This is a genomic window from Pseudonocardia sp. (assembly GCF_050246655.1).
In the GTDB taxonomy this organism is placed as follows: domain Bacteria; phylum Actinomycetota; class Actinomycetes; order Mycobacteriales; family Pseudonocardiaceae; genus Pseudonocardia.
Window position 1 is genome coordinate 89339 of the sequence record NZ_JBFWVQ010000004.1, and the last position, 15404, is coordinate 104742.

At 74.1% G+C, this 15404-nt stretch carries 14 protein-coding genes; 6 read left to right on the plus strand and 8 right to left on the minus strand.

Translation table 11 applies throughout. From position 1 onward, the window contains the following. Positions 1-19 precede the first annotated feature (19 nt). A complete protein-coding gene (locus AB7J25_RS02650; RefSeq protein ID WP_428504585.1) occupies positions 20-805 on the plus strand; it encodes an enoyl-CoA hydratase-related protein in 786 nt (261 codons plus the stop codon). 16 nt (positions 806-821) lie between these two features. On the opposite strand, the gene AB7J25_RS02655 is transcribed toward AB7J25_RS02650, so the two are convergent. Then, positions 822-1478: a hypothetical protein gene (locus AB7J25_RS02655; protein ID WP_428504587.1), complete on the minus strand. Its 657-nt coding sequence runs from the start codon at positions 1476-1478 to the stop codon at positions 822-824. 139 nt (positions 1479-1617) lie between these two features. Between AB7J25_RS02655 and AB7J25_RS02660 the strand changes: the two genes are divergently transcribed. Next, positions 1618-2283, plus strand: a complete 666-nt coding sequence (locus tag AB7J25_RS02660; RefSeq protein WP_428504589.1) for a hypothetical protein — start codon at positions 1618-1620, stop codon at positions 2281-2283. 10 nt (positions 2284-2293) lie between these two features. On the opposite strand, the gene AB7J25_RS02665 is transcribed toward AB7J25_RS02660, so the two are convergent. The 3 genes from AB7J25_RS02665 to AB7J25_RS02675 all read right to left on the minus strand — a co-directional run bounded on the left by AB7J25_RS02665 (position 2294) and on the right by AB7J25_RS02675 (position 5144). Beyond that, the gene (locus AB7J25_RS02665; protein ID WP_428504591.1) at positions 2294-3775 is read right to left on the minus strand and encodes a flavin-containing monooxygenase; all 1482 of its coding nucleotides are present in this window, start codon (positions 3773-3775) and stop codon (positions 2294-2296) included. Between the two features lie 10 nt (positions 3776-3785). After that, positions 3786-4250: a cupin domain-containing protein gene (locus tag AB7J25_RS02670; protein WP_428504593.1), complete on the minus strand. Its 465-nt coding sequence runs from the start codon at positions 4248-4250 to the stop codon at positions 3786-3788. A 114-nt stretch (positions 4251-4364) separates the two neighbouring features. Further along, positions 4365-5144: an IclR family transcriptional regulator gene (locus tag AB7J25_RS02675; protein WP_428504595.1), complete on the minus strand. Its 780-nt coding sequence runs from the start codon at positions 5142-5144 to the stop codon at positions 4365-4367. 167 nt (positions 5145-5311) lie between these two features. Here AB7J25_RS02675 and AB7J25_RS02680 point away from each other — a divergent pair, with 167 nt between their 5' ends. The 3 genes from AB7J25_RS02680 to AB7J25_RS02690 are packed head-to-tail and all read left to right on the plus strand — an operon-like array spanning position 5312 to position 7619. Beyond that, a complete protein-coding gene (locus AB7J25_RS02680; protein WP_428504597.1) occupies positions 5312-5800 on the plus strand; it encodes a cupin domain-containing protein in 489 nt (162 codons plus the stop codon). After that, positions 5797-6690 (plus strand): alpha/beta fold hydrolase, encoded by an 894-nt coding sequence (locus AB7J25_RS02685; protein ID WP_428504599.1) that lies wholly within the window; start codon positions 5797-5799, stop codon positions 6688-6690. Before AB7J25_RS02680 ends, AB7J25_RS02685 begins: the two co-directional genes overlap by 4 nt. Then, complete coding sequence (locus tag AB7J25_RS02690) at positions 6687-7619, plus strand: 2,3-dihydroxyphenylpropionate 1,2-dioxygenase (RefSeq protein ID WP_428504601.1); 933 nt, start codon at positions 6687-6689, stop codon at positions 7617-7619. The genes AB7J25_RS02685 and AB7J25_RS02690 overlap by 4 nt, the downstream gene beginning before the upstream one ends. 5 nt (positions 7620-7624) lie before the next feature. Here AB7J25_RS02690 and AB7J25_RS02695 read toward each other — a convergent pair whose 3' ends face one another. From AB7J25_RS02695 to AB7J25_RS02705, 3 genes are all read right to left on the minus strand, one after another. Next, positions 7625-9613, minus strand: a complete 1989-nt coding sequence (locus tag AB7J25_RS02695; protein ID WP_428504603.1) for a protein meaA — start codon at positions 9611-9613, stop codon at positions 7625-7627. 210 nt (positions 9614-9823) lie between these two features. Then, positions 9824-11092, minus strand: coding sequence for a UDP-N-acetylglucosamine 1-carboxyvinyltransferase (murA, locus tag AB7J25_RS02700; protein ID WP_428504605.1), 1269 nt, complete (start codon positions 11090-11092; stop codon positions 9824-9826). Between the two features lie 11 nt (positions 11093-11103). Continuing rightward, positions 11104-11784 (minus strand): rhomboid family intramembrane serine protease, encoded by a 681-nt coding sequence (locus tag AB7J25_RS02705; protein ID WP_428504606.1) that lies wholly within the window; start codon positions 11782-11784, stop codon positions 11104-11106. Positions 11785-11837: 53 nt separating this feature from the next. On the opposite strand from AB7J25_RS02705, the gene AB7J25_RS02710 reads away from it, so the two are divergent. Continuing rightward, positions 11838-12419, plus strand: coding sequence for a cob(I)yrinic acid a,c-diamide adenosyltransferase (locus tag AB7J25_RS02710; RefSeq protein ID WP_428504608.1), 582 nt, complete (start codon positions 11838-11840; stop codon positions 12417-12419). A gap of 49 nt (positions 12420-12468) precedes the next feature. On the opposite strand, the gene AB7J25_RS02715 is transcribed toward AB7J25_RS02710, so the two are convergent. Beyond that, a complete protein-coding gene (locus tag AB7J25_RS02715) occupies positions 12469-15381 on the minus strand; it encodes an ATP-binding protein (RefSeq protein WP_428504610.1) in 2913 nt (970 codons plus the stop codon). Between the last annotated feature and the right edge of the window lie 23 nt (positions 15382-15404).

Here is a 15404-nt window from a genome sequence, read left to right on the forward strand (position 1 = left end):
GGCGGGTTACGGTCGAGGAATGGCCGACCGCACCGATCAGTACGAGTACCTCCTGGTCAAGCACGAGGGCGACACCGTCCGCATCACGATGAACCGCCCCGAGCGGCGCAACGCGCTCTCCGAGCCGCACCTGCGCGAGCTGCTGCGGGCGTTCACCGAGGCGGGCGAGAGCGCGGCCACCGGCATCGTGCTGGGCGCGGAGGGCAAGGCCTTCTCGGCCGGGCACGACTTCGCGGACGTCGCCGCTCGCGACCTCGCCGGCGTCCGCTCGCTCCTGCAGTTGTGCACGAAGGTCATGCAGACGGTGCAGGAGGTCCCGCAGGTCGTGATCGCCCGCGTGCAGGCGATCGCGACGGCCGCCGGCTGCCAGCTCGTGGCGTCCTGCGACCTCGCCGTCGCCGCGGAGTCGGCCTCGTTCGCTCTGCCCGGGGGCAAGGGCGGCTGGTTCTGCCACACCCCGGCGGTACCGGTGGCCCGCAACGTCGGGCGCAAGCGCCTCATGGAGCTCGCCCTCACCGGCGACCCGGTGGATGCGCGCACCGCCGCGGAGTGGGGGCTGGTCAACTACGCCGTCCCGGATGCCGAGCTGGACGCGCGGGTGGACGACCTGCTGGCCCGGGCCACCCGCGGGAGCCGCTTCGGCAAGGGCGTGGGCAAGCAGACCCTCTACGCCCAGCTGGACCGCCCGGAGGCGGACGCCTACGCGATCGCCGTCGAGGTGATGACGGCGATGTCGCAGAGCGCCGGGGCCCGCGAGGGCATGGCGTCGTTCCTGGAGAAGCGCCACCCGGTCTGGCCGGACTGAGCCGGACTGAGCGCCGTCAGCGGCGGGCGGGGACCGCCGCGTCGCGCCCGTCGCCGGACACGCCTGCCGGGCGCAGCAGCAGCCACGCGAGCGCGACGCAGCCCACGCCGAGCAGGACACCGTGGGCGATCCGCAGGCCCGGGGCGGCGTAGAACTGCGGCAGGAAGAGCACCGCGCCCGCGGCGAACGGGAGCGCGGCGGCACGGGCCCGGGGCAGGCCCACGACCACGAGCACGCCGGCTGCCGCGAGCAACAGCAGGCCGGCACCGAAGACGGCGACCTGGACGGGCCCCATCCGCAGCGCCTCGGCGAGCACCGCGAGCTGCGCAGGATCGGTGATCCGCGCGCCCAGCACGTGCAGCGCGAAGGTCTCGGCCCCGTAGTAGGTGGCGCAGAGGACCGCACCGACCCACCAGACGCCGACCGCCGCCCTGAGCGCGCCCGTGCGCTCCCGGCGGGCGAGCGCCGCGAGACCGATCCCGGCGAGCACGAAGCCGAACACGGCCGACAGGTGTGCGGCGAGCCAGGACGGCGCGGCGAACGCGGCGGCCGCCGTCTCCGGGACGAGGTCCCCGTACGGCCGCAGCGCGGGATAGGCGGCGAACAGGACGCCGGCGACCACGAGGGCCACGGCGCCGCCGCGGTCGTGGGTCGGCGCGTCGGGAGCGGGCATGGGATCGGTCCTTCCGGGAGAGCGGTGCTCACGTCGACTCCAGCCTGCGCGCGCTCACCGCTCTCTGTCAAGAGCACTGCTCTCTAAATAGTGCACCGGCCGCTGAGCGCCTGTCCGCACGGTGCGCAAGGATCGGCGCATGACGCGACGGATCGCCGGCCTGCCCGTCTGGGGACCGGCTGACGTGCTCGACGGGATGCGGGCCCTCGTGGGATGGACCGACGAGGCCGTCACCGTGGTGGGCGGCCTCCCCGAGCGGGTCTCGGCACTGCTCGACGAGATCGAGGGCCTGGTCGGACGGGTCGGGGCGCTGGCGGACCGGATCGACGGCGTCGTGGACCGCGTCGAGGGCGTCGTCACCCGGGCCGACGCCGTCGCCGAGCAAGCGGACGTGATCGTCGTCCGGGCTGGGAGCGCCGCCGACGGCGCGGCCGTGGTGATCGAGCAGGCCACCGCCGTCGCCGCGCGGGCGGGCGAGGTCGTGGCGCACGCGAGCGACACCAGCGGTTCCGCCCGCGACCTGCTCACCACCTACCTGCCGATCGCCGAACAGGCCGCCCCGCTGGCCCGGCAGTTCGTCTCGGAGTTCTCGCAGGACGAGCTGCACGCCCTCATCCGCCTGGTGGACCACATGCCGGCGTTCACCGAGCACCTGGAGGACGACATCATGCCGATCCTCGCCACCCTGGACCGGGTGGGCCCGGACGTCCACGAGCTGCTCGACGTGCTCAAGGACGTCCGGCAGGCGATCAACGGCATCCCGGGTTTCGCCTACTTCCGCCGCCGCGGCTCCGACGGCGACTGATGGGCCGCGCTCAGCCCCGCGCGCGGGCCGCCGCGGCCACCCCGCGGTAGGCGCGCGGATCGACCGGCGAGAGCCACTGCCGGAAGCGCACACCCCGCGAGAGGTTGAGGCCGACGTCGTCGAGCACCTCGTCCACATTGTGCAGCGAGAACGGGATGATCTTCGTGCCGTGGCAGTGGTGGCCGTCGGTCGCCGAGTCCATGAACGCGAGCTGGGCGTCCACGTGCGCGCGCATCGTCGCGCGGTCGGGCAGCTGCAGCCGCCCGGCCAGCCGTTCCGCCGTCCAGACCGCGGACATCTCGGCGTTCAGCGGGCTGAAGAACGAGGAGTTGTAGCCCGCGAAGGTCAGGTCGTCGACCAGGTCGTCGTCGCCGACGGGCATGATCTGGCGGTACAGCAGGTAGTTGCCGCGCTCGTCGGTCAGCCGTGCCGCCACCTCCTCGTCGAGGAACGGCACGCCCTGGCGGTACCCGGTGGCGCAGATCAGGAGATCGGCGCGGACCACGCCACCGTCGTCCAGCTCGACGTGCGGCGTCCCGTCCTTCTCCAGCAGCCGGGTGACGCTCCGGTCCCGGCGCACGACGAGCGCCCCGGCCCGCACCCGGTCGTAGAAGCCGTCCGTGGACAGGCCGATCGCGCCGCGCACGATGTCCTGGAACCGCCCCCGCGGGACGAGGTCGAGCTCGGCGAGCCCGAACTGGCGCGTCGAGACCGGCCCGAGGGAGTCGAGCATCCCGCTGCGCACCCGGTTCAGCGGGCCGTGGAGCACCTTCTCGAACCCGCGCAGCGTCCGGTAGCGGAACAGCGCCTCGCCGAGGCGGGTGAGCAGCAGGTGCTTGAAGTTGAGCACGCCGCCGACCTTGCGCGGCACCTTCCACACGAGCTGGCGTGCCACGATCGTCGTCGCGGCGGCGGTCTCGCTCACCGCGGCGGCGATGTCGCAGGCCGTCTTGCCGTAGCCCAGGACGACGACGTGGCGGTCCCGGGCGTCCTCGACGCCGTGGAAGTCGCTGCCGGCCAGCACCTGACCGCCGACCGCCGCGAACTCGTCCGCGCCCGGCAGCTCGGGGACCGCGGGCTCGCAGAACACCCCGTTCGCGACGACGAGATGGTCGACCCGTTGCTCCGACTCGGCCCCGGTGGCCAGGTCGCGCACCGTGAGCGTCCAGCCGTCCGCGTGGCGCGCCCGCACGACCTCGGTGCGCAGCCGCAGCACGGGCTCCAGCCGGGCGTCGTGCACGTAGGCGGCGAGGTAGGCCTGCACCTGCTCGCCGCTGGGCCATTCCGGATAGTCGCGAGGCATGGGGAAGTCCGAGAACGCGTACGTGTCGCGCGGGCTCTGCGTCGACAGGCCCGGGTAGCGGCGCGTCGCGCTCCACACGCCGCCGACGTCCGGTGCGCGCTCCCAGACGACGACGTCGTGGCCCGCCGCCCGCAGCACCTTCGCCGTGCACAGGCCGGCGACCCCGGCCCCGACGATCCCGATCCGCACGGCGACCCCCTCAGCGCTGCGCGGCGGGCAGCCGCAGCTCGAGCCCGAAGTCGGCCATGATCGCCTGGATCGCCGCGATGTCCGGCTTGCCCGGAGGCAGCTCGGCCAGGGCCTGGTAGTAGGCCTCCAGGCCCGCCGGGGACACCACGGAGATGACGCGGGCCTCCTCCTCGAACGGGTTGCGGAAGGTGTGCACGACGTCGCGCGGCAGCAGCAGGTAGTCGCCGTGGCCCAGGACGAACGTGTCGCCGCCGAGCATCACCTCGAGCCGCCCGGCCAGGCAGATGAACGACTCGTCCTCGCGCGTGTGCACGTGCGGCGGCGGTCCGTTCACCCCGCCGGGGACCGCGTACTCGAACAGCGAGTAGGCGTCGCGGGTGTTCTCGCCGGTCGCCTTCACCGTGATGCCGATCCCGATCGCCGGGATCCCCCGGCCGTCCCGGGACGGGAGCATGTAACCGCCGCCCAACGACATGTGCCTCTCCTCCGCCTCGGTGTGCCTGGGATCACAGGGTCCGGGGAGGTCGGCCGCGGACCAACGGCGCGTCCCGGCCAGTGGGACGGCGGCCGGGCGGCGGAGAAGCGGCGGCTACCGGCGCCTGCCCGCCGACGCGCGCGAGGCCGCTGCGGCCGCCATCTGGACGGCCGGGCCGGCGCGTTCGGGGCGCACGAGCGCCGTCGGCCCCGTCACCGACAGGGCCGCCACGACCTCGCCGAGCGGCCCGAAGATCGGGCCGGCGACACACGAGACGCCGACGTTGCCCTCCTCCCGCTCCTGCGCCCAGCCCCGGTCGGGGATCGCGGCGAGCTCGCGGCGCAGCGCGGCGGGCGAGGTCAGGGTGCGGGGGGTGCGCGGCGGGAGACCGGCCGCGATGACCTCGTCGACCACCTCGGGCGGGCTGTAGGCGAGCATCGCGCGGCCCAGTGCCGAGCAGTAGGTCGGGATCGTCCCGCCCACCTGGGAGAGCATCGGCATCGGCCGGTGCCCGGTGATCTTCTCGACGATGAGCACCTCGGGGCCGTGGAGCACCCCCAGCTGCACCGTGGTGCGCACGGCGGCGTAGAGGTCCTGCAGGAACGGCAGCACGGACTCGCGCAGCTCGTGGCGGATCGGCGCCAGGCCGGAGATCTCGAAGAGCCGGTGGCCGATGCGGTAGCGGTCGTCGGGCTTGTCCAGCCAGCCCAGGCGCAGCATCCGGTCCGCGATCCGGTGGGTGGTCGAGCGCGGCAGGCCGCAGCGGCGCACGAGCGCGGCCAGCGTCAGCTCGCGGTGGCTGGGGTCGAAGGCACCGAGGATCGCCGCGGCCCGGTCCAGGCCACCCGTCGCGTCCCGGTCGGATCGACTGTCGTCCCGCTCACTGGGACTCACGGTTCGGCGGCACCTCCTCGTGCGGTCACCCTGCAGGCGTGTCAGCGAGCATCCACGGCCGCGGGAACGCCAGCAAGACGGCGCTCGAGGGGGACACGGCGTCGCGGGGGCGGCCACGTGCACCGGACGGTGCTCACCGTCGACGGCGGACGAACGGAGACCCTCCGGTGACCTTCGACCTCGCGCGCTTCCTCGCCTCCCTCTCCGACACCGTGCCGCCCGGGCCGGCGCGACCGCTCGTGGTGCACGCCGAGGAGCTCGTCGCGCTGCCCGCGGACCAGGTGCACAACCCGACCTCGCTCGCCGTCGTGGGCGGGCTGCCCACCACGACGTTCGAGCTGTTCCGGCAGACGATCCCGCCCGGATCGAGCTCGGACATGCAGCGCCACCACCACGAGACCGTCCACTACGTGATCTCCGGCGAGGGCCGCTCGGAGATCGAGGACGAGACCGTCACGTGGCGGACCGGCGGCTTCGTCTACACGCCGCCGTGGACGTGGCACCGCCACCACAACACGTCCGCCACCGCGCCGGTGGAGTTCCTGACCATCGAGAACTCGCGCCTGCTCGGGGCGCTCGGACTCAACCGCCGGCAGAGCGCGGGCCTCGTCACCGTCGCGGAGGCCCGCGCCATGTTCCAGGGAGACCCGTCATGAGCAGCACCGGGACCGCTGCTCCCCCGGTGCCCGCGCACGTGAGCATCTGGGGCGAGCTCGACACCGTCGACCACGAGCTGCGCCACGTCGACGTCGACGGCGTGCGCACCCGCGTCCTGCGGGCCGGCTCCGGGCCCGATCTCGTGCTCCTGCACGGCACCGGCGGGCACCTGGAGGCCTACGCCCGCGACATCGGGCCGCTCGCGCGCCACTTCCGCGTCACGGCCTACGACATGGTCGGGCACGGCTGGAGCGACCTGCCCGACACCCCGTACACCACCGATGTGCTCGCCGACCACCTCGTCGGGCTCCTGGACGTCCTCGGCGTCGACCGGACGCACCTGTCCGGCGAGTCCCTCGGCGGCTGGGTGGCGGCCTGGAGCGCGGCGCACCATCCCGACCGGGTGGACCGGCTCGTGCTCAACACTCCCGGCAACATCGCGAACAAGCCCGAGGTCATGGCCCGGCTGCGGGCGAGCACCACCCGTGCCGTCGACGACCCGAGCGAGGCGAACGTCCGCCCGCGGGTGGAGTGGCTCTTCCACGACCCGTCGATGGTCACCGACGAGCTGGTGAACCTGCGCAGGCGCGTCTACGGCCGCGACGGCTTCCGCCGCGCCGTCCGCAACATCCTCGTGCTGCAGGACCCGGTGACGCGGGCCCGGTTCAGCTGGGACCCGGCGTGGGTGTCCCGGATCGCGGCGCCGACGCTGCTGCTGTGGACCGACCACGACCCCACCGGCGGGCTCGACGAGGCGGAGCTGCTGCTCTCGTGGCTGCCCGACGCCGGCCTGCACGTCGTGCGCGGGGCAGGCCACTGGCCCCAGTGGGAGAAGCCCACCGAGTTCGTGGCCGTCCACGAGGGCTTCCTCCTCGGGGCGTCCGGATGAGCACGATCGCGGGCTTCGTCGGCATGTCGCACTCGCCGTTCGCGACGCTGCTGCCGCCCAGCGGGCCGGACGGGCCGGGCGCGGCGTTCCTCGACAGCATCGGCCGGGTGCGCGCTGCGGTGGCGCGGCTCGCACCCGACGCCGTCGTCGTCATCGGCCCGGACCACTTCCACGCCAACTTCTACGACGTCATGCCGCCGTTCGTGCTCGGCGTCGAGGAGGCGATCGGGTTCGGTGACTTCGACACCACCGCGGGCCCGCTGCCGGTGGCGGCCGAACTGGCCTGGTCGGTGCACGACGGGCTCACCGGTGCCGGGTTCGACCTGTCGCTGTCCTATGCGCTCACCGTCGACCACGGGATCGTCCAGGCCTACGAGATGGTGACCGGCGGGTCCGTGCCGCTCGTGCCGCTGGTGGTGAACACCGCGGCCCCGCCGCTGCCGTCGCTGGACCGCTGCGTCGCACTCGGCACGTCCCTCGGCGCGGCGCTGGACGCCGCGGCCTTCCCCGGGCGGGTGCTCGTCGTCGCGAGCGGGGGGCTCTCGCACTGGCTGCCGACCAACGACCCGCGCGACCCGTCCGTGGTCGGGGAACGGCGCGCGGCGCTCATCCACGGCCGCCGGGACGCGCGGGCGTTCGCAAAGGCCCGTGAGCCGCGCGTGCGCGCCATGGGCGGCAACCCGGACGCCCGGGTCAACGCCGAGTGGGACCGCTGGTTCCTGCGCCGCCTCGCCGACGGCGACCTGGCCGCGATCACCGCGCTGGGCCACGACGGCCTGGAGATGTGCGCGGGCAGCGGTGGGCACGAGATCCGGACGTGGCTGGTCGGGCAGGCCGCCGTCCGGGCGCCGCTGCGGTGGTGCAGCTACGAGCCCGTGCCCGAGTGGATCACCGGGATGGGCAGCGGGGCGTCGTTCGCCGTCGCGTGACCCCGTCAGGGGTGGGCCTGCTCCACGAGCGTCACGATGGCGTCCATCATCTGCGTGAGCTGGTAGTCCTTCGGCGTGAACACCGCGGCCACCCCGCGCTCGCGCAGCGCCGCGGCGTCCTCGGGCGGGATGATCCCGCCCACGACGACGGGGACGTCGCCCGCGCCGGCCTCCCGCAGCCCGTCCACGACCGCCGGGACGACCTCCAGGTGCGAGCCCGACAGCACCGACAGGCCCACGACGTGCACGCCCTCCTGCACCGCGGCGGCGACGATCTGCGACGGCGTGAGCCGGATGCCCTGGTAGACCACCTCGAAGCCGACGTCGCGGGCCCGCACGGCCACCTGCTCGGCGCCGTTGGAGTGCCCGTCGAGACCGGGCTTGCCGACGAGGATGCGCAGCTTCTCCCCGATCCGCTCGCCCGCCGCCCGCACGTGCTCGCGCACGGCCGCGATCTCGGCGGCGGCCTCGCCGCCGGCGACGGCCGCCGACACCCCCGTCGGGGCCCGGAACTCGCCGAACACCTCGCGCAGCACCCCGGCCCATTCCCCCGTGGTGACCCCCGCCTTGGCGCAGGCGATCGAGGCCTCCATGAGGTTGGCGTCGGTCTTGGCGGCGTCACGCAGCTCGCCGAGCGCGGACTCGACGGCCGCGGCGTCGCGCTGCGCGCGCCACTCGCGGATCGCCTCGATCGCGGCGGCCTCGACCGCCGGGTCGACCGTCTCGATCGCGGCCGCACCCTCGGCCTGCAGCGGGCTGGGCTCGGTGGTGTCGAACCGGTTCACCCCGACGACGACGTCCTCGCCGGACTCGATCCGCCGCCGCCGCTCGGCCAGGGCGCTGACCAGCTGCCCCTTCATGTAGCCGGTCTCGACCGCCTCGACCGCGCCGCCCATCTCCTGCACCTTCGCGATCTCCGCGCGGGCACCCTCCATCAGCTCGCTGACCTTCGCCTCGACGACCCGCGAGCCGTCGAACAGGTCCTCGTACTCCAGCAGGTCGGTCTCGTAGGCGAGCACCTGCTGCATGCGCAGCGCCCACTGCTGGTCCCACGGCCGCGGCAGGCCGAGCGCCTCGTTCCAGGCGGGCAGCTGGATCGCGCGGGCCCTGGCGTCGCGCGACAGGGTCACCGCGAGCATCTCCAGCACGATCCGCTGGACGTTGTTCTCCGGCTGGGCCTCGGTGAGCCCCAGCGAGTTGACCTGCACGCCGTAGCGCAGCCGCCGCTGCTTGGGGTTCTGCACGCCGTAGCGGTCGCGGGTGATCTCGTCCCAGAGGCGGGCCAGCGCCCGCATCTTGCACATCTCCTCGACGAAGCGCAGGCCCGCGTTGACGAAGAACGAGATGCGCCCGACGACGTCGCCGAAGCGCTCCTCGGGCACCTGGCCGGACTCCTTCACGGTGTCCAGCACCGCGATCGCCGTCGAGAGCGCGTACGCCAGCTCCTGCGCGGGCGTGGCCCCGGCCTCCTGCAGGTGGTAGCTGCAGACGTTGATCGGGTTCCACTTCGGGATGTTCGGCACCGACCAGGCGATCATGTCCGAGATCAGCCGCATGCTGGGCCCGGGCGGGAACACGTACGTCCCGCGCGAGAGGTACTCCTTGACGATGTCGTTCTGCGTCGTCCCGGCCAGGGTGGCCCGCGGGGCGCCGTGCTCGTCGGCCACCGCGACGTAGAGCGCGAGCAGCCACATCGCGGGCGCGTTGATGGTCATCGAGGTGTTCGCCTCGGCCATGGGGATGCCGTCGAAGAGCGCGCGCATGTCGCCGATGTGGCTCACCGGCACCCCGACCTTGCCGACCTCACCGCGCGCCAGCTCGTCATCGGGGTCGTAGCCGGTCTGCGTCGGCAGGTCGAACGCCACGGACAGGCCCGTCTGGCCCTTGGCGATGTTGCGCCGGTACAGCTCGTTGGACCTCCTCGCCGACGAGTGCCCGGCGTAGGTCCGGATCACCCAGGGCCGGTCGCGTTCAGAGTCGGTCGGGTACGGCACCGGACATCTCCTTCGACGGCGGACGGTCGTCGAATATTACTCGCGGGTTCGGCCCGCACACGGGGCGTTGACCGGCGTCACACACCCGACGGTCAGGCCCACCGCCCCCGCCCACCCGCGAGTTGCGCATCCCACCGGCGCGAGCTGCGCATCCGGCGGCCGCGAGTTGCGCATCTCGTCAGGCCGTGGTGCGCGATCCGTCCGTTCGGCTCAGCGCTGCGGCTCCGCCGCCACCCGTCCGATGTCGGCCCCCAGCTCACGCAGGTTCTCCACGAACCGCGGATAGCCCCGGTCGATGTGGTCGACGTCCCACACCTCCGTGATCCCGTCCGCACAGAGCGCCGCGAGCACCAGCCCCGCACCCGCGCGGATGTCGCTCGCCCACACCGGCGCGCTGGACAGCCGCTCCACCCCGCGGACGACGGCGTGGTGGCCGTCGGTGCGGGCGTCCGCGCCGAGGCGCACCATCTCGTCGACGAACCGGAACCGCGCCTCGAACACGTTCTCGGTGATCATCGAGGTGCCGTCGGCGACGGCGGAGAGCGCGATCGCCATCGGCTGGAGGTCCGTCGCGAACCCCGGGTACGGCAGCGTGACGAAGTCGACCGACCGCGGGCGCTCCGCCATCCGCACCGTGAACTCCTCCGCCCCGGTGACCGTCTCGGCGCCCGCGCTGCGCAGCTTGTCCAGCACGAGGTCGAGATGGTGCGGGTCCACGCCGCGGACGGTGACCTCGCCGCGCGTCATCGCTGCGGCGAACGCCCAGGTGGCGCCCACGATCCGGTCGCCGATCACCCGGTGCTCGGTGGGCTGCAGCCCGGCGACGCCGTGGACGGTGAGCGTGGAGCTGCCGATGCCGTCGATCTTGGCACCCATCTGCTGCAGCATGGTGCAGAGGTCGACGATCTCGGGCTCGCGCGCCGCGTTGTCGATGACGGTGGTGCCGTCCGCGAGCACCGCGGCCATGAGGATGTTCTCGGTGGCCCCGACACTCGGGAAGTCCAACCAGATCTGGGCGCCGCGCAGCTCCTGCGCCCGCGCGACGACCCGGCCGTGCTCGATCTCGGTGGTGGCCCCGAGCTTGCGGAGCCCAGCCTGGTGCATGTCGAGCGGTCGCGACCCGATCGCGTCCCCGCCCGGCAGAGGCACCACCGCCCGCCGGCAGCGCGCGACCAGCGGCCCGAGCACGCACACCGACGCGCGCAGGCGCGACACCGAGCGGTAGTCGGCCTGTGCGCCCGGCTGCGCCGGGACGTCGATGCCGACCGTGTCGCCGTCGATCGCGACCTCGCAGCCGAGGCTGCGCAGCACGTCCGCCATGAGCGGGACGTCCAGGATCTCGGGGCAGTTCGTCAGCACCGTGGTGCCCTCGGCCAGCAGCGCCGCGGCCATCAACTTCAGCACGCTGTTCTTGGCCCCGACGACGTCCACCGTGCCGACCAGCTGGGCCCCGCCGGCCACCGCGAAGTGCTCCGCCACGCCCGACGACGCTAGCGGGCGGCCGGACCCGGGGCGCGACCGCCCGGGCCGCTTCCCGCGCCTGCCCTACCGACCAGCCCCGTCGGGACCGCGCCGACAGCGCCGACAGCGCCGACAGCCAGTCCGAGAAGAACGGCGACGCCGTGGCCGTCCCGCAGTGTGACGAGCGCCACCGCGACGGCGACCGTGGCCGCGGCGACCACGACACTGCGGACGTCGCGCAGCTGCCGCAGCGCGGTGGCCACGACGGCGGCCGCCAGGGCGAGCGTCGCAGCGCTGTTGCCCGCGCCAGGGCCCCAGGCCAGCGCCACGGCGTTGAAGGCGACGCCGCACGTCACGAACACCGCCCAGATCCACCCGGGCCCGCGGACCCGCCCGGCGACGAACCCGACGAACCCGAGCAGTGCGAGGTTGCTCGCGAGCCCCGGCCACCCGCCGTCCTGGACGACGATCGCGGTCGCGAGCCGCCACCACTGCCCGTCCCGGACCAGCGCGGGATCGCGGAACGCCGCCTCGTACACCGCCGGCACGAGCAGCCCCAGGACCGACGGCACCGCCACGACCAGGCACAGCGCGAGCGCCACCGCAGGCCGCCGCGTCCGCACCGGCAGGCGCTGCGCCGCCACGCCGGCGAGCCCGGCCACGACCCACAGCAGGACGGCAGCGACCGCGCTGCTCCCTGAGGTGTCCACGACCCCACGATCCGCCCGGCTCGCCCCGCCCGTCGAGCGGATACCGTCACGGCATGGCCGTGCATCTGACGAGGATCTACACCAGGACCGGCGACGACGGCACGACCGCACTCGGCGACTTCTCCCGCGTCGCGAAGACCGACGGCCGCCTCGCGGCCTACGCCGACACGGACGAGGCGAACGCCGCCATCGGCGTGGCCGTCACGGTCGGCGGGCTGGGCGGGGAGGTGCTGCGGCCGCTGCGGCAGGTGCAGAACGACCTGTTCGACGTCGGTGCGGACCTGTGCACGCCGATCACGCCCGACCCGAAGTACCCGCCCCTTCGGGTGACCGAGGCGTACGTCACACGCTTGGAGGGGTGGTGCGACGAGTTCAACGAGGGCCTGCCGAAGCTGGACTCGTTCATCCTGCCCGGCGGCACCCCGGGGGCGGCGTACCTGCACGTGGCGCGGACGGTGGCCCGCCGCGCGGAGCGGTCGGTGTGGGCGCTGCTGGAGGTCGACGCGGAGCGGACGAACCCGCTCACCGCGCGCTACCTCAACCGGCTCTCGGACCTGCTGTTCATCCTGGGCCGGGTCGCGAACCCCGGCGGGGACGTCCTGTGGCGGCCGGGCGGCCCGGAGGCCACCGGGTAGCCGATGCACGATCCCGCCCAGGATTGAACAGCGGGCGGCCCGATCCGGCCTACGTCGTCGTGCAGGCCTCCAGGCGCTTGCCGGCGTAGGCGACGGCGTCGCCGTCGGACATCGCACGGCCCCGGGCGGCTGCCGCGGCGAACCGATTGGGGCGGAGCCGCTCGGCGAGCTCCGCCAGGCCGTGATCGTCCAGGGGTGACCGCTTCGCCGCGCGAAGAAGGCAGTGGTGCAGGACCACGGCCGCTTCGTCGTCGCCGATCCGGACGAGCAGCCGCGCGATGTAGCGCAGGTTCAGCCACTGCTGCGTCCGGTCGCCGGTGCGTTCCCACTGCGTCAGGGCGTGCTGCAGCGCGGCCGCTGCGGCGTCGACCTCCCCGTGGACCGCGCGGGTCGCCGCCGCCTCCATCAGGGCGATGCCCTCGACCCACCGGTTGCTTGCCCGCACCGACGCCGCGACGCTCTGCTCGAACAACGCGAGGGCGCGGTCGGGGTCGGACTTCTTCAGCGCCAGGCCGAGGGCGTAGAGGGCCATCGCCACCGCGGTCGGGTTGCCTGCCGCCGTGGCGAGCGCGAGGGACTCCTCGGCAGCGGGGATGCCGGCCTCCGGGGTTCGCCGCACGCACTGGCAGACCGCCACGTAGTACTGCGCCCACGCCAGGCGGAGGGGCTCCTCCCGCGGGCGGGCCTGCGCGGCCTCGTGCCGGTAATGGTCGAGGGCCTCCTCGACCCGGCCGTCGTACAGCGCGACGTCGGCGAGCACGTCCCCGGGATAACAGGTCCGCGGTCCGGTGGCGGGCACCCGGCCACCGCTGCCTGCAGTGGCCGTGGCGGCGATCGTGGTGGCGCGCCGCGCGAGGCACTCCGCCCGCCGGTAGTCGGCGACCATCCAGGCGCCCCGTGCGGCGCCTGCGCAGACGCCGGCGAACAGCGGATGCACGTCGGCCTCCGCGAGTGCCATGGCGCGCTCCGCCCAGGTGGAGGACTCGTACCCGATCCGCCAGTAGGTGAAGTCCGGCAGATAGGCGACGAGCCGGAAGGCGAGGTCGACGTCACCCACGGTCGTGGCCCACTCGACGGCGGATCGGAGGTTGTCGAAGTCCGTGGCGAGCCGATCTGCCCAGGAGCCCTCCTCGGGGCCGCTGAGGCCGGGTCCGGCCCGCTCGGCCAGGCCGGCGTAGTACACGGCGTGCCTGCGCCGGAGCTCCTCCGCGGTCCCGCGGGCCTCGAGCCGCTCCCCGGCGTAGGCGCGGATCGTCTCCAGCAGCCGGAAGCGGGTCGCACCACCGACGGTCTCGACGACGACCATCGACCGGTCGACCAGGTCGGCCAGGAGGTCAGCGACCGCCTGCCCGTCGCGGTCCGGGCGGCAGACCTCGCGAGCCGCGGTGACGTCGAAACCCCCCGAGAACACCGAGAGCCCCGCGAGCAGCTCCTGCTCCGTCCCGTCGAGCAGGTCGTGGGACCAGTCGATCGCCGAGCGCAGGCTCTGATGGCGATCCGGTGCCGAGCGGTGTCGTGCGGTCAGCAGGCGGAAGCGCTCGTCGAGGTGGACGGCGAGCTCGGCCGCGGTCATCGTGCGCATCCGGGCCGCGGCGAGCTCGATCGCCAGCGGCAGGCGGTCCAGCCGGGTGCAGATCTCGTCCACGACGGGCACGGTGCCGCGGACCAACCGGAACGCCGGGCGGACGGCGACGGCGCGCTCGGCGAACAGCGCGCGGGCGTCGGCCGCCTCCAACGGCGTAACGGGCCAGACCTGCTCGCCCGCGATGCCCAACGCCTCGCGGCTCGTGGCGAGCACCGCCACCCCCTCGCTGGTGGACACGATGCGCTCGACCAGGGGACCCACGTCGTCGAGCAGGTGTTCACAGTTGTCGACGACGAGCAGCAGCCGCTTGCCCCGGCAGTACGCCACGACGGTCTCGGCGATGCCCAGCCCGTGCCGCTGCTGGATCCCGAGCGCGGCGGCGACCGCATGCGGTACGGGCTCGCCGCGGCGCAGCGGTGCCAGCTCCGCGAGCCACACGCCATGCCGGAAGCGGCTCGCGACCCGGGCCGCGACCCGTTCGGCCAGCCGTGACTTCCCGACGCCACCCGCACCGACCAGCGTGACGAGGCGCGCCCGGCGCAGAGCGTCCTCGAGCTGCCGGGTCGCCTGCTCGCGGCCGACGAAGGTGGTCAGGCGGTGTGGGAGGTTGCCCCGCCGATCGGCGGCCTGCGCGCGGCGCGCCAGGCCCGGGTCGTGGGCGAGCATCCGGCTGTGCAGGTCCGCCGCGACCTCCGACGGTTCGACGCCGAGCTCGTCGGCCAGCAGGGCACGCAGGCGCCGGTAGGCGGCGAGCGCCTCGGCCTGGCGCCCACCGCGGTAGAGGGCGGTCATCAGGGTGGTCCAGAGGCGTTCGCGCAGGGGATGGCGCTCGACCAGCTCCTCCAGCACCGGGACGAGCGCATCGTCGCGGCCGAGCTCGAGCCCGATCCCCATCTGCCGCTCGACCGCGTCCACGTACAGCTCCGCGAGCCGGCGCGCCTCGTGGGCGACGAACACGCTGTCCCCGACGCCGGTCAGGGGCGGGCCGCGCCACAGCTCCGTCGCCGCCGACAGCGCCTCCCAGGCGTCCTCGCCACCGGTCGCGGCCGCCTGGGTGACCAAAGTCCGGAACCGGTGGAGGTCGACCGACGAGGCCTGCAGGCCCAGCCGGTAGGCGGGCCCGGCCGTGACCACGGCATCAGCGCCGAGCGCCGCGCGGAGCCCGCAGATGTAGCCGTGCACGGTCTTGCGGGCGGTCGCGGGCGGACCGCCGCCCCAGAGGCTCTCGATGAGCCCGTCGACCGTGACCGCGTGCGGCGCGGCCATCGCCAGCCGGGCCAGCACCAGCTTGGGCTTGGGGCCGCCGACGTCGACCGCGCGACCGTCCACCGTGGCCCGGACCGGGCCGAGCAGGTCGATGCACGCCTCGCCGCCCACGGGCGTCCCCTCTTCGCGCGACC